The sequence below is a fragment of the Paenibacillus sp. FSL R7-0273 genome, assembly GCF_000758625.1.
Taxonomy (GTDB): domain Bacteria; phylum Bacillota; class Bacilli; order Paenibacillales; family Paenibacillaceae; genus Paenibacillus_AQ.
Genome location: NZ_CP009283.1, coordinates 5542206 through 5564947, shown reverse-complemented (window position 1 = coordinate 5564947; position 22742 = coordinate 5542206). Strand labels below are relative to the sequence as shown.

Genomic DNA, 22742 nt, shown 5'->3' with positions numbered 1-22742 from the left:
GCAAAGCAGTGGACATGTATGAAATTAACAAGAGAAACAGGGAGTTGAAGTCATTGGCATCGGTTATTCTGGAACGAAATCGCAAAAAAAGACTGGAGCAGGCCCACCCGTGGGTGTTCGCCAGCGAAGTAGCCTCAGTAGACGGAGAGCCGCAGGCCGGCGGTCTGGTGGATGTGCGTAATCATCAGGGGAGATATCTCGCAACCGGTTATTACAATCCGGCATCACAGATCCGGGTGAGAATTGTGTCGCAGTCCCCTTTGGCTGCAATGGATACAGCCTTCTTTATCGAACGCTTTACGAGCTGCCAGCAGCACCGGGAACGGTTTCTGCCGGGAGCGGATGCGTACCGCTTCGTCTACGGGGAGGCAGATTTTCTGCCCGGCCTGATCATCGACCGCTTCGGGGATGTGCTGGTCGTGCAGCTGCTTACACTGGGAATGGATAAGTGCCGGGACGAGATTGTTGAAGCGCTCGTGCAGGTTATGCAGCCGCAGGGTATCTATGAACGCAGCGATGTCTCGGTCCGTGAGCTGGAAGGGCTTGAGCAGAGAACCGGCGTACTGTACGGCGAGTGCCCGCGCCACATCACAGTGAGCGAGAACGGGCTGAAGGTCATTGTCGATATCGAAGAAGGCCAAAAGACCGGCTATTTCTTCGACCAGCGCGAGAACCGCGCATCCATTGCTCCGCTGATGAAGGGCTGGGGCGGACGCAGCGGTATTACGCTTCAGGAAGTACAGGCAGAGGACGGCACCACACAGACTTTGCCGGTGAACAAGAGCGGCAAGCCGGTTACCTTCCCTTACTGGGATGGCGCAACCGTGCTGGAATGCTTCGCCCATACGGGCAGCTTCACGCTGCACGCCTGCAAATACGGGGCCAAAAAGGTAACCTGCCTCGACGTTTCCGCCCATGCGATTGAAAGCGCCAAGGCAAATGTTGAGATCAACGGTTTCACGGACCGTGTAGAGTTCGTTGTGGACGATGCGTTTGCGTTCCTGCGTAATCAGGTAAAAGGGCTGGAGGAGCGCTCGGAGCGGGCAACGGGTAAACCGGAGACCGGTCCGGGAGGCAAGCCGGCTGCCAAGGCGGATACGGCTAAGCCGATGACAGCGGGCGGCGGACGCACCTGGGATGTCGTCATCCTGGATCCGCCTGCTTTTGCCAAAACTAAAAGCGCCGTTGCCGGAGCCTGCCGCGGCTACAAGGACATCAACCTGCACGGCATGAAGCTGGTCAACGAGGGCGGCTACCTGGTAACTGCAAGCTGCTCGTACCATATGCAGCCGCAGCTGTTCCTGGACACCATCGCTGAAGCGGCGAAGGATGCCGGCAAGGTGCTGAGACTGATCGAGTGGCGGGCCGCCGGCAAGGACCATCCGCAGATTCTCGGCGTGGACGAAGGCCACTATCTGAAATTTGCGATTTTCGAGGTGCGCAGCAAAAAGTAATGAGCTGATGGGACGGCGCTGATCCCGGTGCGCGTGTACGGGCGAAATCAAAGGCAAAAATGCCTTTGATTCCGGCTACCGCGGGAAAAAGAGTGAAATCAAAGGCAAAAATGCCTTTGATTCCGGCCGCCGCGGGTAAAAGAGAGAAATCAAAGGCAAAAATGCCTTTGATTCCGGTTCCCGCGGGAAAAAGAGCGAAATCAAAGGCAAAAGTGCCTTTGATTCCGGTTCCCGCGGGAAAAAGAGCGAAATCAAAGGCAAAAGTGCCTTTGAATCCGGCTGCCGCGGCTAAAGGGGCGAAATGAAAGGCAAAAATGCCTTTGAATCCGGCTGTCCCGGGCAAAAGGATGAAATCAAAGGTAAAAATGCCTTTGATTCCGGCCGCCGCGGGTAAAAGGTGAAATCAAAGGCAATAGTGCCTTTGAATCCGGCTGCCGCGGGTAAAAGGGTGAAATCAAAGGCAAAAGTGCCTCTCATCCCGTCTATCGCGGGTAAAAGAGTGAAATGAAAGGCAAAAGTGCCTTTGATCTCCGGCTGGCACCTGCAAAGGGCAGGATGCCTTACAATACGGCTACATTCAGAGTACCCCCGGGTACTCTTTTTTCTTTTACAGCCCCCCACTTGTTTTCATTGATAATCATTCTCACTATCCTATATAATTAGCCCTAACAAATAGGGGGCGAGCAATATGGTTAACCATACTGGCAGCATTAGCGGCCATGAAACGATAGATGCGCACAAAAGGCTGGTCTGCGATGGCTACGAGCACTCATACCGTCTGGACGGAGGCCATTTCGAGATCATCCCGCCGGGGAATCTGGGAAGCGGAAGCTGCAAAAGCCTGCTCAGCCAGGGACATATCCAGATGACGGATTTCAACCTTGTGTTTAACCGCGATATTGAGGCGAATGGTGAGTTCAAAACTCCGCGGACGGAGCTGGTCTTTTGTCTGGGGGACGGGATTGAATGGGGGACCTCGCTTGCGGGGGACGCCTTTGCTATAGAGCAGGATGAGATTGCGCTGCTGCACGGGGGCGGGAGAACGGAGAGCTGCCGTTATGTGCGGGATGCACGTTACCGGTTCCTAAGCATTGACATGAGTCCGGAGCATTTCGGCCGGATGACGGAGGGGCTCAGCGGGGACGGGCGGCTGGGGCTTACGGGCAGTGACGGCGCTATTTTTGCCAAAAATAAAATCACACCGGCGATCCGCCTGCTTCTGGCGCAAATTGCAGACTGTTCGTACAGCGGCGGGGTGCGGAAACTGTATCTGGAAGGTAAAATGCTCGAGCTGTTCGCCGTATATCTCAATCAGTCGTTCTATGAAGCAGAGCGGATTCCTGCGGGAATCAAGCTGTCCAAGGAGGATATCCGGAGCCTTCATCTGGCAAAAGAGCTGCTGCAGCGCGATTACGCCCAGCCACCCACACTGGCCGGCTTGTCACGCCTGGTCTGCCTGAATGAATTCAAGCTCAAAAAGGGCTTCAAGGAAATGTTCGGCTCGACGGTGCACGCTTATGTAATCGAACAGCGGCTGCAGCATGCCCATCGTCTGCTGGAGCAGGGCAGGATGAGTGTGAGTGAGGCTGCAGCACAAGTGGGCTACGGAAATATTAGCCATTTTGCAGCGGCCTTCCGTAAACGGTTCGGATCAAGCCCCGGAGAATATGCTCTCTGCAGCCGCAGACAATCCGCCCGGGGGTAGCGCAGGGGCTATGAATTACTCCTGATTTGAGCGTTAATGCTCCCGTAATGGGTAGTGCCGGAGGCAGCGGCTGGCCTACACTTGTTCACAGAGAATCATTCTCAATACGCTTTTTGCGGATGTATCTCTGAAGAATGGGGGAGAAGCTGTGGGCAAGACCAAAACCAAAACAGGCATGAAGAGGCTGCTGGAAATTGCCGGTGAGAAAAGAGGGCTGCTGCTCTGCTCCGGGCTGTTCTCATCTGCCAGCGCTGTGTTGATGCTTGTGCCTTTTCTATCGGTATATTTCATTCTCGCCGAGCTGCTGCGCCATGCCACCGCACCCGGCGGCATAGACGGGAAAACGATGATCTGGTGGGGAGGCGTGGCGCTGTGCGGATTAATCCTGGGGCTGATTACCTCTTACTGCGGCATTATGTGCTCCCACCTGGCCGCTTTCCGGATTCAGTATAATCTGCGCATCCGGATGACAGAGCATCTGGGCAGGCTGCCGCTCGGCTATTTGAACGGCACCTCCACCGGAGCTGTCAAAAAAACGCTGGAGCAGAATGTGGAGAAGGTGGAGACCTTTATCGCCCACCAGCTCCCCGATCTCATCAGTGCGGCGGTGACTACCGTGCTGATGATCGGCATCATGTTCTGGCTGAGCCCGCTGCTGGCGGCTGCTTGTCTGCTGCCGATTGTGCTGGGCTTTGTCATTCAGGCCTCACTGATGGCGGGCGGCAAGGGCCAGGACAGAGCCAGAGAGTATCATGAATCGCTGGAGCAGATTAATGCTTCTGCCGTGCAATATGTGCGGGGAATGCCAGCGGTCAAGGTGTTTGGCCAGACTGTGCATTCGTTCCGTAAGTTTTATGCCGACATGGTCAGCTACCGTGACAGATGCCTTGAATTTACAGACCGGTTCCAGAATGGTTACATTGCGTTCAAAACGCTGCTGGCGTCCCTGTTCGCCTTCATTCTGCCGGCAGGTATTCTGCTGCTGCGGCGTGAGCCGGATTCGGAGTCAGTTGCTCTGCTGCTGCTGTTCTTCCTGGTGATGGCGCCCGGTGTATCCGGGCCGCTGTACAAGCTGCTGATGCTGGCCTCCAGCACCCGTGATATCGGTGAAGGGGTGCGGCGGATGGATGACCTGCTGTCCCGCCGGCCAGTACCCGAAACGGCAGCTCCACAGTCGCCGCAAGGCTATAATATCGAATTCGCTGGGGTGAGCTTCTCTTATCATGCGGACGGGGCTGGCGGCGAAGCGCTCAAGAATATATCCTTCCTGGCCGAGCAGGGAAAGGTTACCGCGCTGGTCGGCCCTTCCGGCTCAGGCAAATCGACAGTTGCCAGCCTGGTGCCGCGCTTTTGGGACCCGGGTGCCGGGGCCATTCTCATCGGGGGTGTGGATATCCGCAATATGGCAATCCATCAGCTGATGGATACCGTGGCTTTCGTATTTCAGGAAACGTTCCTGTTCTACGATACGCTGTATGAAAATATTGCGGCAGGCCGCCCCGGTGCCGCACAGGCTGAGGTTGAAGCCGCAGCCCGGGCAGCCCAGTGCGATGATTTTATCAGCCGGCTGCCGCAGGGCTACCAGACGCTGATCGGCGAGGGCGGCGTTTATCTGTCTGGAGGCGAAGAGCAGCGGGTTGCCGTTGCCAGAGCGATTCTCCGGAATGCGCCGGTGCTCGTGCTTGATGAGGCGACTGCCTTTGCTGATCCGGAGAACGAGCATAAGATGCAGCTCGCCCTTACCGAGCTGATGCGCGGCAAAACCGTGCTGGTTATTGCGCACCGGCTGGCTTCCATCCGTGAAGCAGAGCAGATTCTAGTGCTGCAAGGCGGAGAGATTGCCGAGCGCGGCAATCATGATGCACTGGTTGCACGGAACGGCCTGTACGCAGGGATGTGGCAGGCTTATCTTGGCGCGGATGACTGGCAGCTGGAACGGGGAGGGGCAGAGCATGAAGGTACTGCATAATATTACAGCCGGCAAGCCGCAGCAGCTGCTGAAGCCGGTGCTGTTTTCACTTTTAAGCAATCTGGCTGCGGTGTTTCCGTTTGCTCTTGTCATTGAAGCGGTCCGGCTGATTTTTGAGCCATACCTTACACCGGGAGCGGTACTGCAAATAGAGCGGCTATGGTGGCTCTGCGCCGGCCTGGCAGGAGCGGCTCTGCTGATCTTTGTGAGCGAAATTCCCGCTTACCGTGCTGCTTACCGGGGCGCCTACAATGTCGCTGCCGAGGGCAGAGCCGGACTGGCCGAGCATCTGCGCAGGCTGCCGCTCGGGGTTCTGTACCGCCGAGATCCCGGTGATCTGGCCAATATGATGATGGGTGACTTCACTCTCGTTGAGACAGGGATATCCCATCTGCTGCCGCAGCTGGCCGGCGCTTTTGTTCTTCCGGTCTTTGCGCTGGCCGGCATGCTGCTTCTGGACTGGCGGATGGCGCTCTCCATGTTCGCGGCGCTGCCGGTTGCCCTGCTGCTGATATTCCTGACGTCCAGACTGCAGCGCAGGCTTGGCAGCTCGCATATGCAGGCCAAGCTGAACGCGGCCAACCGGCTGCAGGAATACTTGAACGGCATCCGTGTAATGAAGGCTTATAATCTGACCGGGGAACGGTTTGCCAGGCTGGATACGGCCTTCAGGAAATTGATGAAGGAGAGCATCCGGCTGGAGGGGATTCTAGGTCCTGTGGTACTGACTGCAGTCGGCCTGCTCCGGGCCGGGCTGCCGCTGCTGGTGTATACCGGCGTCCAGCTGCTGCTGGGCGGAAGTCTTGGCGTGCTGCAGTTTGCCGTGTTCCTCATTGTCGGTACGCGCATTTATGATCCGCTGACCTCCGCCCTGACCAATTATGCGGAGTTCCGGTATAACGAGCAGGCCGGAGAACGGATTGTCAGGCTGCTGCAGGAGCCGGTGATGACCGGAGATACCGGGCCGCTTCCGACCGACAGCACGATTACCTTTAAGGATGTATCCTTCAGCTACGGTGAGACGAGGGTGCTTAATAATCTGAGCTTTGTGCTGCCGCAAGGGGCACTTACAGCAATTGTAGGTCCTTCAGGCAGCGGAAAAAGCACGGTTCTGCGCCTGATTTCAAGGTTTTATGACCCGGATGAAGGTTCTGTTTACCTGGGAGGCCGCAAGCTGAGCGGCATTGATCCTGAGCATCTGCTCAAGGCGGTATCGGTTGTCTTTCAGGATGTGTACCTGTTCCAGGATACGATTGCTAATAACATTGCGTTCGGACGGCCCGGCGCATCCCGCGAGGAGGTTATCCGGGCGGCCACAACCGCGCGCTGCCACGAATTTATCAGCAGGCTGCCGCAGGGCTATGACACGCCGGTAGGTGAAGGCGGCAGCACGCTCTCCGGCGGTGAAAAGCAGCGTCTGTCCATTGCCCGGGCAATATTGAAGGATGCGCCGATTGTCCTGCTGGATGAAGCGACAGCTTCACTTGATCCGCAGAACGAGGCGGAAATCCAGAAGGCGGTTCATTCGCTGATTCAGGGACGGACAGTGATTGTCATTGCCCACCGGCTCAAAACCATCCGCGGAGCAGACAATATCATCGTGCTTGAGCAGGGCGGAATGGCCCAGCAGGGCACACATGAGGAGCTGCTGGCAGCGGACGGACTCTATGCGCGGCTATGGAGGCTGCAGCAGGATACAGCAGGGTTCCGTATTTCATCTTAAACTACAGGAGGGTACAACTATGGCAATCGTTTTGGATGAATCGGCATGGCCGCTGGTCACCATTAATCTGGGAGATCAGTTCGACCGCGAGACGGTTGATGAATATATCGCCTACTGGGAGAAGCTGCTTGCAGGCAAAACCAGATTCGGAATAATGATGATACAGAAGGGGGAGCGCGGGGAGCGTCCTGACCGTGAGGTGACCAAGCTGTATATGGACTGGTGCAAGTCACACAAAGAGCAAATCTCCCGCAGCTGTGCCGGAATTGCCGTGGTAACTGCCAGCTCGAAGCTGCTTGCCCTGTATAAACCGGTGACCGCCCTCTCGACCAAAAAAGTGTACGGGTGCCCGGGCAACGTATTTGCCGGGGAAGCAGAGGCACAGGAGTGGCTGGGAGCCTTGCTGCAGAAAAACCAGTGACATAATCACCGCTGTTCAAGACTCTTCTATTATCCATTCAGTATATGAAAAGCAGAAGACTGCCGCCGGCAATGGCGTGCAGTCTTTTTCGTGTGTTATACGCAGGGAATGATGGAGATTTGAAAACAATGGCAAACGTACGTTCTGTTATGCGGGGGGCAAATATGCTATAATGTTGGGACGAATGTAACCTGGATTTAAGCGGATGTGCTGAATCTGTGAAACGGAAGGAGTCTACTGCAATGACGGTACGCTTTTTGCTGGGCCGCTCGGGCAGCGGCAAGACAACGAAAATATGGGAGGAGGTCTCCTCCCGGCTGGCTTCGGACCCGCTGGGTGCTCCGCTGATTGTGCTTGTTCCCGAACAGGGGTCATTCAGTGCGGAGCGCGGGCTGCTGGGTGCAGGAGCAGCAAAGGGCAGCCTGCGGGCCCAGACGCTCAGCTTCTCCCGGCTCGCCTACCGGGTGAAGCAGGAGACAGGCGGCAGCGCCGGTCTGCCGATTAGTGAAGAAGGCAAAAAAATGCTGCTCTACAAAATTATCAGCCGCCGCAAGGAGGAGCTGAAGCTGTTCGGCGCCTCCGGCGACCGGCCTGGCTTTGTCGAAAGGCTGAGCAGCCTGCATACAGAGATGAAGCGCTGCTGTCTGGGGACGGATGATCTGGAGGAGCAGCTGACCAGAATGCGGGATAGCTCTCCGGGCAGCCCAATTCTTGCCGGCAAGCTGGATGATCTCCAGCTTGTATTCAGCGATCTCGAACGGGAAATGGCCGGGCTGTATATTGATGAGGAGGACCGGCTGGCTGAGCTGGCCGTCCATATTCAGGATTCCTCATACCTCCGCGGGGCGGAGGTATGGGTGGACAGCTTTCACGGGTTTAGCCCTCAGGAGCTTGCGGTGCTGCGGGAAATCATGCTGCATGCCTCGAACGTGACGGTGGCGCTGACTCTGGACAGGATTTATCCGCCGGGGCTGCAGCCGCATGAGCTGGAGCTGTTTCATCCGCCGGCTGTAACCTATATCAAGCTGCGCGGGATGGCTGAGGAGGCAGGCCTTGAGGTATGGGACGAGCTGCTGGCGCCGCCTGTGCTGCCGCGTTTTGCAGAGAGTCCCGCGCTTGCCCATCTGGAGAAAAGCTACGGGCGGCGCCGGCCGTGGACAGGTGACGCAGGGCAGATTGACAGGGAGATCAGCGTTACCGCAGCTTCCTCGCGCCGGACGGAGCTGGAGGCCGCGCTTCGCGAAATGCTCCGGCTGGCCCGTGAGGAAGGGGCGCATTACGGGGAGATGGCCGTATTTATGCGGAGTATCAGTGACTATGAGGCACTGGTCGCCCCCTTATTTGCCGATTACGGGATTCCGTTTTTCCTGGACCAGAAGGCCAGTGAGCTTCATCATCCGCTGGCGGAGTTTGTGCGCTCTGCGCTTGATATCGTACGGCGCCGCTGGCGTTATGAGGATGTATTCCGCTGCGTGAAGACGGAGCTGCTGCTGCCGCTGGACGGCAGCCTGACCCGGGAGGATATGGACCAGCTTGAGAACTATGTGCTTGCCTGCGGCATTCAGGGATACCGCTGGACGGACGGTAAATCGTGGAAGGGCATTCCGAGCCTGTCGCTTGAAGGGGCCAGAGCCGTTGACGAGGCGCTGCTCGCCAGGATGGAGGCCTGCCGGGCTGCCATTACAGGACCTCTATATGCTTTTGAGAAAAGAGTTAAAAAAAGCCGCAGCGGACTTGAGCTGTGTACGGCGGTATATCTTCTGCTGCAGGAGGCGGATATTGCCCGCAAGCTGGAGAAGCGGATTGCAGCCGCTCTGGAGCAGGGCCAGCCTGCGCTTGCCCGTGAGCACAGCCAGCTGTGGGACGCAGTGCTTGATCTGCTCGACCAGATTAATGAAATGATGGGCGGAGAGCGGCTGGCGTTCGAGCTGTTCGCCGGCGTGCTGGAAACCGGACTCGGCGGGCTGAGAATGGGGCTTGTTCCGCCGTCTCTGGACCAGGTACTGGTCGGAACGATGGACCGTACCCGGACTACAGGCGTGAAGTACGCCTTTTTGCTCGGATTTAATGAAGGGGTAGTACCGGCTCAGTTCAAGGAGGACGGCATTCTCTCCGAGGGTGAGAGGCTGCTGCTGGAGAATGCCGGCATGGAGCTGGCTCCCGGTGCGTCCCGCAAGCTGCTGGATGAACGCTTCCTTATCTATAATGTGCTTACAACTGCCAGCCTGAAGCTGTGGATCAGCTATGCCAATGCTGATGACGAAGGCAAGGCGTTACTGCCCTCCGAGATTATCCGCCAGCTGCATGTGATGTTCCCGGAAGCGCTGAGGGAGCAGGTGGTGTCCGGTTTCCCTTCAGCGGTTCAGCCGGATGATGGAGCAGGGGAGGCCCGTCATCTCAGCTTCATCGGACAGCGGGAACAGACACTGCGCATGCTGATTCTGCAGCTGCGGCAATGGCGGCAGGGTGTGGAAATACCCGGAATGTGGTGGGATGTCTATAACTGGTATATGAACGGAGGACAAGAGCAGCGCCGGCCGCTGGAACGGCTGCTTGGCTCGCTGTTCTACCGCAACAGCGGAGCTCCTCTGAGACGGGAGACAAGCCTGCGGCTGTACGGGGGCCCGACGATCCGGGGCAGCGTCTCGCGGATGGAGAAATTTGTGGCCTGCTCATTCTCCCATTTTGCCTCATACGGTTTAAGGCTGAGGGAACGCCAGCTGTACAAGCTGCAGGCTCCGGATATCGGCCAGCTGTTCCACGCCGCACTGAGCGATATGGCCAAACGGCTGCAGGAGCAGGGCAGAGGCTGGGGCAGCATGTCGGCAGAGGAATGCCGCCGCGAGGCGGTAGCAACGGTGGATAAGCTTTCTCCGCTGCTGCAGGGCGAGATTCTGATGAGCACCAAGCGGTACGGCTATATATCCCGCAAGCTTAAGAATATCGTCGGCCGCGCCTCCGTTATTCTCGGTGAGCATGCCCGCCGGGGCAGCTTTGAGCTGGCCGGGCTGGAGCTTGATTTCGGTCCGGGCAAGGAGCTCCCGCCGCTGAGAATCACACTGCCTAACGGCTGTGTAATGGAAGTGGTCGGCCGGATTGACCGGGTTGACCGGGCGGACAGCGAGCAGGGTGTACTGCTGCGCGTTATCGATTACAAATCCAGCCAGAAGGATCTTAAGCTCCACGAGGTCTATTACGGCTTGTCACTGCAGATGCTGACCTATCTCGACGTTCTGCTCACGTATTCCGAGCAGTGGCTCGGCAAGGCTGCACTTCCTGCGGGCACATTATATTTTCATGTACATGACCCGCTGCTGTCATCGCCGAACGGGCTGAATCCCGAACAGGCGGCGCAGGAGCTGCTCAAACGGTTTAAGATGAAGGGGATTTTGACAGCAGACCGTGAGGTCGTCTCCCTGATGGATACAACACTGGATAAAGGGCATTCCTCCATTGTGCCGGTAGCACTCAAAAGCGACGGGAGCTTCTACAGCAGCGCGTCTGTAGCCACACCTGAGCAGTGGGGGCATCTTTTGTCAGCGGTACGCAGCAATATTACCGAGATCGGAACGCGTATTACGGAAGGGGATGTGGCCATTCAGCCATACCGGATTCAGCAGGAGACTGCCTGCACCTTCTGCTCGTTCCGCCCTGTGTGCCAGTTCGATGAGGCGGTGGAAGGAAACGGCTATAACAATCTGGGCAAACCGGCTAAGGATGCCGTATGGGACCTGCTGTCCAGCAAAGGAGGAGAAAAGGCGTGAGAAACAGAGCGGAACTGGAACCAAAGCCCGAGGGCAGCTTTTGGAGCGATGACCAGTGGCGGGCCATTGCCGAAGGCGGCGACGATATACTGGTGGCGGCAGCGGCCGGCTCCGGTAAAACAGCGGTTCTGGTGGAGCGAATTATCCGCAAAATCAGCAGCGCACAGACCGGATTCAGCATGGACCGGCTGCTGGTGGCTACATTTACCAAAGCCGCCGCATCAGAAATGCGCCACCGGATCCGTGAAGCGCTGGAACAGAAGCTGGAGGACGCAGAGGACGAAGCAGGCGGCCAGCAGGGGGATGAAGGCCATCTGCGGCGCCAGCTTGCCCTTCTCGGCAGGGCTTCGATTACGACCCTGCACTCCTTTTGCCTCGAGGTCATCCGTCGCTATTATCAGCTCATCCCGATTGATCCGGGCTTCCGGATTCTGAATGAGCACGAAGCTGAGATGATGCGCCAGGAGCTGCTTGAGGAGCTGCTGGAGGAGAAATACGGTGAGATTACGGACGACGGGGAAGACAGCGTATTTGTCCAGCTGGCCGACTGGTTCAGCGGGGAGCGCAGCGATGATGCGGTGCATGCGCTGGTGCAGCGGCTGCATGATTTTTCGCGCAGCCATCCGTGGCCTGACCAGTGGCTGCGGGACACTGCGGCTGAGTTTGCGCTCCCGGATACCGCGAGCCTGGGACAGTCGCAATGGGTGCAGAGCATTCTGGCCGAAGCCAGGCTGACGCTGGACGGGGCTGTCAGCCAGCTGGTTCAGGCACAGGAAATTGCCTTGCAGCCCGGCGGTCCGGCGCCTTATGCGGATAATCTGGCCGAGGATCTGGCCATGGTACGCGGAATGCAGGAGGCTGTAGCCTCACGGCCATGGGCAGAGCTGTATGATGTCTTTGTGGAAATCTATTTCGGCAAGCTGAAGGCGTGCCGGAAGGATTCGACTGATCCGCTGCTGCAGGAGAGGGTTAAGGAGCTGCGCGACAATGTAAAAAAAAGCCTCCTGGAGCTGCAGAAGGCACTGTTCGGCCGTCCGGCCGCTGCTTTTCTGGCCGAGCTGCATGAGGCGGCTCCGCTGATGAATGAGCTGGCTGAGACCGTAATTTCCTTCGGTGAGCGTTACCGTATAGAGAAGGCCGGGCGGGGACTTGTGGATTTCAGTGATCTGGAGCATTACTGCCTGCAGATTCTGCGCCATCCTGATTCCCGGCCCGGCAGCTCCTTGCCATCAGACGCAGCGGTAGAATACCGCTCCCAGTTCGACGAGGTGCTGCTTGACGAATATCAGGATACGAACAGTGTGCAGGAGGAGATAGTGCGGCTGATCTCGCGCGAAGCGCCGGGCAACCGCTTTATGGTCGGTGATATGAAGCAGAGCATTTACCGCTTCCGGCTGGCCGAGCCGGGTCTGTTCCTGGACAAATACAACAGCTACAGCTCTGCGGGGTCCGCAGATGGTAAAGATATAGAGAACGGTTTTGATGAGACAGAAGACGGTAACGGAACCGCAGGCACAAGCGGCCCCGGGGGTATGGTCATTGACCTGGCCCGGAATTTCCGCAGCCGTATGGAGGTCGTGGGTGCCGTCAATATGATTTTCCGGCAGATTATGGACAAGACCGTTGCCGAGATCAGCTATGATGAGCGGGCGGAGCTGGTGTACGGGGCGAACTTTCCGGGAGCTGCCGAGAAGGGACCGGATACGTACTTCGCTCCGGAGCTGCTGCTGATTGACCGTGGGGCTTCTTCCGGCGCACGTGCCGAGGAGCCTGGTGAGGACGGTGAGCTCCCGGCGCAGGAGAATGAAGCAGCTGAAAGTGAGACAGCCCAGCTGGAGGCGCGGGCCATTGCCCGGCGCATCCAGCAGATGACCGGCATGACCGGCGGCGCACCGCTCCTGATCTATGATAAGTCGCAGAAGCTGATGCGTCCGGTTGTGTACGGGGACATTGTGATTCTGCTGCGTTCTGCCCGGATCTGGACGCCGCTTCTGATTGAAGAGCTGCGCCTGGAGGGCATCCCCGCCTTCGGTGACCAGAACAAGGGCTATTTCCAGGCCACCGAGGTAGAAATCGCGCTGTCGCTGCTGCAGATTGTCGATAATCCGAGCCAGGATATACCGCTCGCAGGTGTGCTGCGCTCGCCTGTTGTCGGCTTGACCGAGGAGGAGCTGGCAGCTGTCCGTCTGTGCAGCAACGGTACGTTCTATGATGCGCTTACGGCGGCTGCCGGTACAAGGGCGGAAGACAAGCCGGTGCTTGATTATACGAACCTTCCTCCGGATGAGGAATTGGCAGAGGCCGGTTATCAAGGGCAACTGGACTTATTGTTGGACGCTGGCCTTATGCAGTCTGAGACTGCAGCAGCGCTCCAGCAATCCGGCCATGCAGAGGCTGCTGCAGAGGCGGCCATGCAGATTGCACCGCAGCTGCGTGTGAAGCTGCAGCATTTCCTCAATCAGCTGGAAGGCTGGCGTGATGCGGCCCGGCAGGGCAGCCTGAGTACACTGATCTGGCGGATCTACGGGGAAAGCGGATATCTGGAATGGGTCGGCGGACTGCCCGGCGGCTTCCAGCGCCAGAATAACCTTAAGGCGCTGTATGACCGGGCTGTGCAGTTCGAGAATGATACCACGGCCCGCGGCTTGTTCCGTTTCCTGGTCTTTATCAACCGGCTCCGGGACAACGGAGGCGACCTCGGGGTTGCCGGAGGAAGCGGGGTGGAGGCCGGCGGGGTGAGCATTATGACCATTCACAAGTCCAAGGGTCTGGAATTCCCGGTTGTTTTCATTGCCGGGATGGCCAAGCAATTCAACCGCCAGGATCTGCACTCCCCGTTCCTGATGCACAAGGAGCTTGGCTTCGGACCGCGGTTTGTGGAGCGGGAGACGAGGGTCAGCTATCCCACGCTTCCCTATCTGGCGATCAACAGGCGCTCCCGGCTTGAGCTGCTGGCCGAAGAGATGCGTGTGCTCTATGTAGGCCTGACCCGTCCGAGGGACAAAATGATTCTCGTCGGCACGCTGCGTGATGTGCCGCGGACTGTATCCTCCTGGGCAGGCACACAGAACCGCGAGGAGCTGCTGCTGGCTGATCATCTGCTGGCCAGAGGCCGCAGCTATTTGGATTGGGTCGGCCCGGCGCTGATCCGCCATCCCGCAGCGGCTGTTTTACGTAAGCTGGCCGGTGTGGAAGGGGCAGGATCAACAGTTCTGCACGGTGACAGCTCCAACTGGAGCATCTCCGTTCAGAATGCTGCAGCTTTAAGCTCGACTGCTTATTCAGCTGCAGAGGAGGATTCGGACAAAAACGAGGAGAAACGGCAGGTACTCGAAGCGCTGCGCAAAGGCAGAGCCGTTCCGGTCTATAGTACACCGGCAGCCGGAGAGATCGCTGCCAGGCTGCAATGGGATTATCCGCTGGCCGCAGCTTCTGCCATTCCGGCGAAGACCTCGGTTACGGAGCTCAAATCCATGCTGCCGCTGCAGGATCAGCCTTCTTTTGACCTGCTGGAGGAACAGGCCGCAGCCGATTCTGCCAAGGAGAAGGGGCAGACCGCACGGACGGACAGCCTGCAGCTGCGCCGTCCTAAGTTTATGGAGAAGCGGGGCCTGAGCGGAGCGGAGCGCGGTACGGCCTACCATACCGTAATGCAGCATGTTCCGCTGGACGGTCCTGTTGACCGGATGGTTCTGGAGGCAGTGCTGGCACGGCTTGCCCGGATTTCCGTTCTGAGCCCGGAGCAGGCGGAGGCGGTGAATCTGGATGATGTGGAAGCCTTCTATGCCAGTGAGCTCGGCAAGAGGCTGTCTGGAGCAGAATGGACGAGCAGAGAGCAGCCGTTCAGCTATATGGTTCCGGCCGGGGAGGCTTATGCGGGCCTAGGCTATTATAATGAGGCAGCGCTGGAAGCCCAGGAGACCGGCAACAACAGCTTGCTTGCAGAGGCTGTACTGGTCCAGGGGGTTATTGACTGCCTGTTCCGCGAAAATGGGCGGCTGATCCTGGTGGATTACAAAACAGATGCTGTACTGGAGCATAAGGGCGGAGTAGAGGGCCTGAAGGAGAAGTACCGCTTCCAGCTTGAGCTGTACAGCAAGGCGCTGCACGACATTACAGGCGAGCAGGTCAGCGAGGTCTGGCTATACTTTTTTGACGGGGGACATGAAGTGCGGCTTTAGCCGTTTTACTGAATCTATTAATTTATGATTACCGCACGGTGGCGGGGAAATGAGGCGTAAAATGCGCATTTTGCATACAGGCGACTGGCACTTAGGCCGAACGCTGGAAGGACGGAGCCGGCAGAAGGAGCAGGAGCAGTTCATTGATGAGCTGGTGGATATTGCCGATTCCGAGCAGGCTGATCTTATACTGATGGCGGGAGATGTCTACGACTCCGTTAATCCTCCTGCAGCGGCAGAGCAGCTGTTCTACGATGCGGCGGCAAGACTGACGGCAGGCGGCAGGCCGCTTGTGGTCATTTCGGGCAATCATGATCAGCCTGAGCGTGTAGCCTCTGTCTCTCCGCTCGTGCGCCGGCAGGGAATTACTCTGGTGGGTATGCCTACATCGGAGCCGGTTACGGTGCATGCAGTGCGGACAGGCGAAATTGCCAAGATCGCAGCTCTCCCTTATCCTTCGGAGGCCCGGCTTGGCGAGCTGCTGGCCGGAGAAAGCGGTGAGGATGAGCTGCGGCTGGCCTACAGTGCAAGAGTGGGCAGGCTGATGCAGCTGCTCGGCAGAGAGTTCACTCCGCAGACAGTCAATCTGGCAATGAGCCATATATATGTGCTGGGCGGTGTCGAAAGCGATTCGGAGCGTCCGATCCAGGTCGGCGGAGCTTATACCGTAGACCCGTCTGCGCTGTCCTGCGGCGCTCAGTATACAGCGCTTGGGCATCTGCACCGTGCCCAGCGTGTTAAAGGCGACGGAATGATCCGTTACAGCGGTTCTCCGCTGGCTTACAGCTTCTCTGAAGCGGGCCAGGCCAAATCGGTAACGATGGTGGATGCCGCACCCGGGGGAGAGCCTGAATTTAAGGAGATCTATCTGAGCTGCGGCCGTCCGCTGGTCAACTGGAAGTCATCCGGGGGGCTGGAGGAGATATACAGCTGGCTGGAGGAAGGGCGCGACGCCAACGCTTTTATCGATCTGGAGCTCCGGCTGACAGAGGCGATGTCCCTGAATGATATCCAGCGGCTGCGCAAGGCGCGGGAAGGAATCATTCACATCCGGCCGGTGTACCCGCAGATGGAGCTGGAACTGGAGCAGTCTGCCCGCTCGCGCATGCCTGTGCAGGAGCTGTTCCGTAAGTTTTACCAGCGCCAGACCGGAGGAGCGGAGCCGGACGACGGATTGGTCCGGCTGTTCCTGGAGCTGGCCGAAGAAGAGGACCGGCGCCAGCCGGAGGAAGGCGAGGTGGGCTGACGTGAAGCCGATTCTATTAAAGCTGTCCGGGCTGCAGAGCTACAGGGAGCAGCAGGAGATTGATTTTGCCAGCCTGACTGAAACGGGGCTGTTCGGGATTTTCGGCCCGACCGGCAGCGGGAAGTCAAGCCTGCTGGACGCGATTACGCTGGCGATGTACGGCAAGGTGGAGCGCGCGGTGAACGGGACACAGGGCATTATGAACCATTCCGAGGATCAGCTGAGCGTAGCTTTTACCTTTGAGCTTGTATCCTCGGCAGGTCCGCGCCGCTTCAGGGTGGAGCGCAAATTCAAACGCACCGGGGAACAATCGGTCAGTAATACGATCAGCCGCTTTATTGAGCTGACAGAAGAGGGAGACCAAGTTCTGGCTGATAAGCTGGCCGATGTTACGCGCTGCGTGGAGGAGCACATCGGACTCAAGATGGACGACTTCACCCGGGCGGTGGTGCTGCCGCAGGGCAAATTCGCCGAGTTCCTGTCCCTGCGGGGCGTCGACCGCAGACAGATGCTCCAGCGGCTGTTCCATCTGGAGCAGTACGGGGATCAGCTGGCGCTGAAGCTCAGCCGCCGAATCAAGGATAATGAGGCGGCGCTGCGTGCGCTGGAGGCTGAGCAGCAGGGGCTGGGCAGCGCCGGCAAAGCGGATGTCGAGGCAGCTGAAGTGAGGCTGCAGGATGCGGTCCGCCGTGCGGAAGAGTGCCGTAAGCTGCTGGAGCAGGCGCAGGAGCGCTCTGAACGCTTCGCGAAGATCCGCGAGCTGCAGGAGGAGCGCACCCGGCGTGAGGCCAAGCGGCAGGAGCTGCTTGCCCGGGAGGAGGGCATCCTCCTCCTGGAGCAGAAGCTCGGCCAGGCTGACGAGGCCGGGCAGCGACTGCCCGTGCTGACCGCCTGGCGCAGCGCGGAGGCCGCCTGGAAGAGCCGGCTGGCGCGTGCTGAGGGCCAGGAGGTGCAGGCTGCTTCCGCAGAGCGGGCAGCGGCAGAGCTGGCTGCGGCAGAGGCGGCTGCACAGGCTGCGCTGCAGGCGGAGGAGCCGGCCCTGCGGGAGTGCGCCGGCACCTACCGGCGTGCACTCGAGCTCGAAGCCGAGCTCGGCGGGCTGCGCCGGGAGCGCGCCGCGGTGCTGGAGCGCCGCGAGGCGGTCTCGCGCGGGCTTACCGCCGCGCAGGAGCGGATGAACCGGGAGCGGGAGCTTTTGGCCCGCGGCCAAAAGAAGCAGCAGGAGCTGCAGCAGAGCCTGCTGCCGCTGGCGGTCCGCTCCCAGGAGCGGCAGTCTCTGCAGGATGCGATGCAGAGACTGCAGGGGCTGCGCTCGGCCGAGACCCAGCGGGACTCGGCCGAGCGTGAGCGCCAGGGCCGCGCGGCGGTGCTCGCCGCCGCAGAGGCGCGCCTTGCCGCAGCCGGAGGCCGGCGGCAAGAGCTGGCGGTGCAGCGCGGCGGGCTGGTCGCCGCCGCCGCGCTGCACCTGGAGGACCTGCGGGCTGCAGAAGCCGCCGCAGGAGAGGCCGCCGTGCGCCTGGAGCAGCACGGCGGCGCGCTGGAAGCCGCGCGCAAAGAGCAGGAGGTTCACCGGCTCTCGCTGGCGCTCGCCGGTGAACTCCGGGACGGGCTGCCTTGCCCGGTCTGCGGCAGCGAGCATCATCCCTCGCCTGCGTCCGCCCAGGACGGCAGCGGGGATGAAGAGCTGGCTGGCCGGCTGGAGCAGGCGCGCCGGCTGGCCAGACAGGCGCTGGATACACGCCACCTGTTCCGCAGCCTGCTGGAACAGGACGGAGCGTGGCTCGCGCAGGTGTACGGCGAGAGTCTGCCTGAGCTTACGGCAGCTCCGCCGGCTGCTGCGGGTCTCGAGCAGCAGGGCGGTGCTGCCGGCTTGCTGGCCGCGCCGGAGGAGGCTCTGTCAGCAGGGCTGCTGACAGAGCTGGAAGACAGGCTGGCCGGCAGCAAAGCCCGTTCCGGCAGTCTGCGCGCCAGCGCTGCGCAGTGGCAGCGGACGATGCAGGAGCAGCAGCAGCTGTGCCATAAGGAGGAGGCTGCTGTTGAAGCGGAATCCGCCTGGCTGGCCGGGCTGGTGAGCAAAGCCCGGGAGCTGGCGGACCAGGTGGACAGCCTGCACAGGGAATGGGCCGCATTGTTTCCCGGACTGGCGGTGAATGAGGCGGAGAACGCCTACCGTGCGATGCTGCTCAAGGATGAGCAGGCAGAGGAGATCCGGGGCCGGCTGGAAATCAGCGTCAAATTTCTGGAGGACAAAAGCGCTGCCGTGCAGGCGCTGCAGGAAGAAACGGCCGGCCTGGATAAGGAGCTGGCCCACCTCCACGCCCAGTTGGAAGGCAAGGAAGCACTGGAGCGTGAGAAGGCGGACCGCCTGCAGCAATGGACAGGCGGGCGTGCCGCTGCGGAGCTGCTCGCGGAATGTGAGCGGCAGCTGCAGGAGCTGCAGGCTGCGCTGGAGCGGAGCAGGCTGAGCCACCGCCAGGCAGCCGAGCAGGCGCAGCATGAGCTGAAGGAGGCGGCGATTGCCCGCCAGGCGGCTGAGTCTGCCAGGGAGCATTACAGTGAGGCCTCTGCACGCTGGGAGGAGAGCCTCGGTTCGTCGCCGTTTGCTTCAGCTGCCGAGGTTGAGGCTGCAGCACTGCCGCCGGAAGAGCGGGCTGCTGCAGCTGCCAAGGTGCGCAGTCACCGCGAGGAGGAGGCTGAAGTGATTCTGCAGCTGCGGAGCATCGCCGAGAAGCTGCAGGACGGGGTGCTCAGTGCCGAGGAATGGCAGGAGAGCCAGTCTGCGCTGAAGCAGTGCAAAGAGGATGATGAGGAATCACTGCGCAGCCGTGCCCGTGCTGAACGTGATCTGGAGGATCTGCAGCACCGCCATATCCGCTGGATGGAGCTTGAGGAGCAGCGGGCCGGCCATGCCGGGCTGCAGGACCGTCTGTCTAAGCTGCAGGCTGTGCTGCGCGGGAACGCCTTCGTCGAGTATATCGCCGAGGAGCAGCTGATGCAGGTCTGTCAGGCTGCGTCACAGCGGCTGCGTTTCCTGTCCAAACAGCGCTACGCGCTGGAGGTGGATTCCGGCGGCGGCTTTGTAATCCGGGATGACGGGAACGGGGGTGTCCGGCGGCCGGTGTCCACACTGTCCGGCGGCGAGACCTTCCTGACCTCCTTGTCACTGGCACTTGCCCTCTCGGCACAGATCCAGCTGCGCGGACAGTATCCGCTGCAGTTCTTTTTCCTGGACGAGGGCTTCGGCACTCTGGACCCCGACCTGCTGGATACGGTAATTACCTCCCTTGAAAAGCTGCATAACGACCAGCTGTCCGTCGGTATCATCAGCCATGTTCCCGAGCTGCGGGCCAGACTGCCGCGCAAGCTGATCGTTGTGCCTGCCGAGCAGGGCGGCGGGGGATCGCACATTCTTTTGGAAAAAATGTGAAATCAGGGGCGTGATGTGATGTCAATCACAGAGACACCATCATGCCCCTGTTATAATACAGCTAAGCCGACATCTTTTAGAAACACCTCGGCGGACGTATGACCGGGATGCACTCCTTTTCATACGTTCGCCGCCGAGTCAGCCATTCAGCTGATAGGGTGTTTCTTTTTTTTTGTTTTTTTTATGTATAAGTATTGGGTTCTATAAATCCGGGTAGAGGATTATCCTAATCCTCAGTAATGCTGAGATAGCTGCACTCTGTACAGTTAAATACATCCGAAATGGGTGCCAGCGCCATACAGCTGTATTTGATACAACTAAAGTGGACTGAATTGCTGATAACAGGGAAAAATGAACAGTTTAGTTGTATGAAATACACTTAAAACAGATAGCCGAAGAAAAATCGGCGTTTTAGTTGTATAAAGTGCAGTTAAGTAAAAAGTGATTTTAAAACCTGCCGGTGTCCCAGTAACATTTGCTGATTATACGGTACTGGGCAGGCAAACACGGTTAAGGCATGCTGGAATCATATGGATATTAGCAGCTATTAAGTGCCCGCCGAATGCAAAACGAGGAAGCTCCTCTTGCATGGCCTTGCAGAAACTGAATTAAACTAAAGTATTACTAAGCAGTGTTACTAAGCCAGCGCAGTTTGTTTACAGCATTCATTCTTGCGCTTATGGAAGCAGTACGTGCGCAGAAGGTCAGCCAGGATAACAGTGCTAATAGGGTTACTTGGTGCCCCTAGGCTGAATTAAGTTTTTAGGCAATCATTCAAGCTGTTACTGATACAGTCAAATGTTGTATGATGGATGCGCTGTATTATATTACAGGTTCAATAAATCATTATAGGATAGGGTGTTCCAGCCAAACATGCTATTTCAGCAGCTCAATCTGGTCACAACTGCCGGATTAATGAAGAATGCCTGATTCCTGCACCTGACAATCTCTAATATCACTATACGTGCATGATCTTTGCGAACTATATAGATTAAACTAGCATTCTTTCTGTTTTGAAATTGAACGTGACTCCAGAGAAATGTTAGACTTTCGGCCGCTGCCCTTAAACAAATTTCTTGATTATTCCTCTGACCAGCTCATGCTCCCGGAATTAGCTTTTCTTCGATAAGCTTTCAGGCTGTCCCTGACACTCCAACAGCTCCAGGATTACCCTTCACCACACTGCCAGCCTCAGCTTCATACTAATGCCTTTTCTAATACTCGCCATGCCCAATACTCTTTATGCTCACCACTCGCCATGCTCAAAAACACTTCCAGCTATCTGTATCCACACCGCCCCAAGAGGGAACGTCCCAGCTCTTTATCAGCATTTTCTTTTTATAAAATGGCATTCTCCGCTCCCGCTTTCGCATTGCTCCAAAATCCTGTATGATAAGACACATAAATAATATGGCGGAGAAGGCCGGGCGGTCCGACGGGCAGGGATGCATCCATTGTGATTATTCGCCTGTCCGGTAACAAGTGATGCTGTGAAGATCATTCAAGCGTCGCTGCTCCACAGACTTTTAGAAGGAGGTGTTGTATGGAAACTGTTTTTAGCAAAATTATTGAGGGCACCATCCCTTCAAAAAAAGTGTTTGAGAACGAGCGTATCCTGGCATTTCATGACATCCAGCCCGCTGCACCTGTGCATGTGCTGATCATTCCCAAGAAGTTCATTGCTTCGATGAATGATGTAACTGCAGAGGATCTGCCGCTGATCGGCGAGATTCATGCGGTGGCACAGCAGATTGCTGTAGAGCTTGGCGTCGCTGACACGGGATACCGGCTGATTAACAACTGCGGACCTGACAGCGGACAGGCGGTGCCGCATCTTCATTACCATCTGATCGGCGGCGCCAAGCTGGGCGCTCTTGTCGGGATTTCGGATTCGCACGCATAGCGTTGTATCCAGCAACAGACCGCATGCCAGAAAAAAGAATAACACGAAGGTTGACACCTTATTTCGGTTTGACCTATAATGAAAGTTGATGAACCGTGTTATGCTCTTGGACGGTCTGGTCGGAGGGAGGGAAAACTGGTGTCTGAAACGAAAGTTCGTAAAAACGAGACAATTGATGCTGCACTTCGTCGCTTTAAACGTTCCATCGCTAAAGATGGTGTCTTGGCTGAGGTGAAGAAACGCAAGCATTATGAGAAGCCAAGCGTTAAGCGCAAGAAGAAGTCTGAGGCTGCTCGTAAGAGAAAGTTTTAGGAGGATTACCGAGTCATGAATCTTAGCGAACGATTGAACGAAGATATGAAGCAAGCGATGAAGAGTAAGGACAAGTTCACACTCTCCACCATTCGAATGGTTCGTTCTACGATAAATTATTCTGAAATAGAATTAAAGAGAACATTAGACGACAACGAAGTGCTTGATATCCTTAGTCGTGAAATCAAACAGCGCAAAGATGCCCTCCAAGAATTTGAATCAGCGGGTCGTGAAGAGCTTGCCGCGAATACGAAGGCAGAAATCGAGATTATCATTAAGTATCTTCCTGCGCAGCTTTCCGAAGAAGAAATTAAAGTAATTGTACAGCAGACCATCCAGGAAACCGGTGCTTCTTCGAAAAGTGATATGGGTAAGGTCATGAGCGCACTGATGCCTAAGGTCAAAGGTCGCGCCGATGGTAAACTTGTGAACCAGGCGGTTCTGCAATTTCTGCAATAATATAGCGCTGACACCCCTTTTTATAAGGGGTGTTTTTCGTTTATCAGGGGACAATGGAAAAGCATCTGCTTACTGTTGTCCCTTTTTTTTGTTAGCTCCGGCTGCTGTGTTTTGCCATGTTTTGAAACGGTTTGGCGGAAAAAGGCGTACTAGGAGTATGAATTGGGTTATCATGAAA

Annotated in this window: 13 protein-coding genes; all 13 read left to right on the top strand. The window is 57.7% G+C overall.

The window, feature by feature from the left end:
* The first annotated feature begins 53 nt into the window (after positions 1-53).
* The 13 genes from R70723_RS23990 (at position 54) to R70723_RS23930 (ending at position 22564) form a co-directional block, all read left to right on the top strand.
* Entirely contained in the window at positions 54-1454 is a 1401-nt protein-coding gene (locus R70723_RS23990; RefSeq protein ID WP_039876127.1) for a class I SAM-dependent rRNA methyltransferase, read from the top strand.
* A gap of 92 nt (positions 1455-1546) precedes the next feature.
* Positions 1547-1759, top strand: a complete 213-nt coding sequence (locus tag R70723_RS23985) for a hypothetical protein (protein WP_156123841.1) — start codon at positions 1547-1549, stop codon at positions 1757-1759.
* A gap of 383 nt (positions 1760-2142) precedes the next feature.
* The gene (locus R70723_RS32305) at positions 2143-3159 is read left to right on the top strand and encodes a helix-turn-helix transcriptional regulator (RefSeq protein ID WP_052421446.1); all 1017 of its coding nucleotides are present in this window, start codon (positions 2143-2145) and stop codon (positions 3157-3159) included.
* A gap of 175 nt (positions 3160-3334) precedes the next feature.
* Complete coding sequence (locus tag R70723_RS23975; protein ID WP_039879215.1) at positions 3335-5128, top strand: ABC transporter ATP-binding protein; 1794 nt, start codon at positions 3335-3337, stop codon at positions 5126-5128.
* Positions 5112-6851, top strand: a complete 1740-nt coding sequence (locus tag R70723_RS23970; RefSeq protein ID WP_039876120.1) for an ABC transporter ATP-binding protein — start codon at positions 5112-5114, stop codon at positions 6849-6851. The genes R70723_RS23975 and R70723_RS23970 overlap by 17 nt, the downstream gene beginning before the upstream one ends.
* Positions 6852-6870: 19 nt before the next feature.
* Positions 6871-7272, top strand: a complete 402-nt coding sequence (locus R70723_RS23965; protein WP_039876118.1) for a hypothetical protein — start codon at positions 6871-6873, stop codon at positions 7270-7272.
* Between the two features lie 242 nt (positions 7273-7514).
* Positions 7515-11036, top strand: coding sequence for a helicase-exonuclease AddAB subunit AddB (addB, locus tag R70723_RS23960; protein ID WP_039876117.1), 3522 nt, complete (start codon positions 7515-7517; stop codon positions 11034-11036).
* Positions 11033-15217 (top strand): UvrD-helicase domain-containing protein, encoded by a 4185-nt coding sequence (locus tag R70723_RS23955; RefSeq protein WP_039876115.1) that lies wholly within the window; start codon positions 11033-11035, stop codon positions 15215-15217. The genes addB and R70723_RS23955 overlap by 4 nt, the downstream gene beginning before the upstream one ends.
* 61 nt (positions 15218-15278) lie before the next feature.
* Positions 15279-16463, top strand: a complete 1185-nt coding sequence (locus tag R70723_RS23950; RefSeq protein ID WP_039876112.1) for an exonuclease SbcCD subunit D — start codon at positions 15279-15281, stop codon at positions 16461-16463.
* A gap of 1 nt (position 16464) precedes the next feature.
* The gene (locus R70723_RS23945; protein ID WP_039876110.1) at positions 16465-19890 is read left to right on the top strand and encodes an AAA family ATPase; all 3426 of its coding nucleotides are present in this window, start codon (positions 16465-16467) and stop codon (positions 19888-19890) included.
* A 1543-nt stretch (positions 19891-21433) separates the two neighbouring features.
* Entirely contained in the window at positions 21434-21793 is a 360-nt protein-coding gene (locus tag R70723_RS23940) for a histidine triad nucleotide-binding protein (protein WP_039876108.1), read from the top strand.
* A 138-nt stretch (positions 21794-21931) separates the two neighbouring features.
* The gene (gene rpsU, locus R70723_RS23935) at positions 21932-22105 is read left to right on the top strand and encodes a 30S ribosomal protein S21 (protein ID WP_005547957.1); all 174 of its coding nucleotides are present in this window, start codon (positions 21932-21934) and stop codon (positions 22103-22105) included.
* A gap of 15 nt (positions 22106-22120) precedes the next feature.
* Positions 22121-22564: a GatB/YqeY domain-containing protein gene (locus tag R70723_RS23930; protein WP_039876079.1), complete on the top strand. Its 444-nt coding sequence runs from the start codon at positions 22121-22123 to the stop codon at positions 22562-22564.
* The last annotated feature ends 178 nt before the right edge of the window (positions 22565-22742 follow it).

Excerpts from the sequence above, each read along its gene's own strand:
- R70723_RS23930 (WP_039876079.1), top strand. The coding sequence starts at position 22,121 with ATGAATCTTAGCGAACGATTGAACGAAGATATGAAGCAAGCGATGAAG.
- addB (WP_039876117.1), top strand. The coding sequence starts at position 7,515 with ATGACGGTACGCTTTTTGCTGGGCCGCTCGGGCAGCGGCAAGACAACG.
- R70723_RS23950 (WP_039876112.1), top strand. The coding sequence starts at position 15,279 with ATGCGCATTTTGCATACAGGCGACTGGCACTTAGGCCGAACGCTGGAA.
- R70723_RS23965 (WP_039876118.1), top strand. The coding sequence starts at position 6,871 with ATGGCAATCGTTTTGGATGAATCGGCATGGCCGCTGGTCACCATTAAT.
- R70723_RS23975 (WP_039879215.1), top strand. The coding sequence starts at position 3,335 with ATGAAGAGGCTGCTGGAAATTGCCGGTGAGAAAAGAGGGCTGCTGCTC.
- R70723_RS23940 (WP_039876108.1), top strand. The coding sequence starts at position 21,434 with ATGGAAACTGTTTTTAGCAAAATTATTGAGGGCACCATCCCTTCAAAA.
- R70723_RS23970 (WP_039876120.1), top strand. The coding sequence starts at position 5,112 with ATGAAGGTACTGCATAATATTACAGCCGGCAAGCCGCAGCAGCTGCTG.
- R70723_RS32305 (WP_052421446.1), top strand. The coding sequence starts at position 2,143 with ATGGTTAACCATACTGGCAGCATTAGCGGCCATGAAACGATAGATGCG.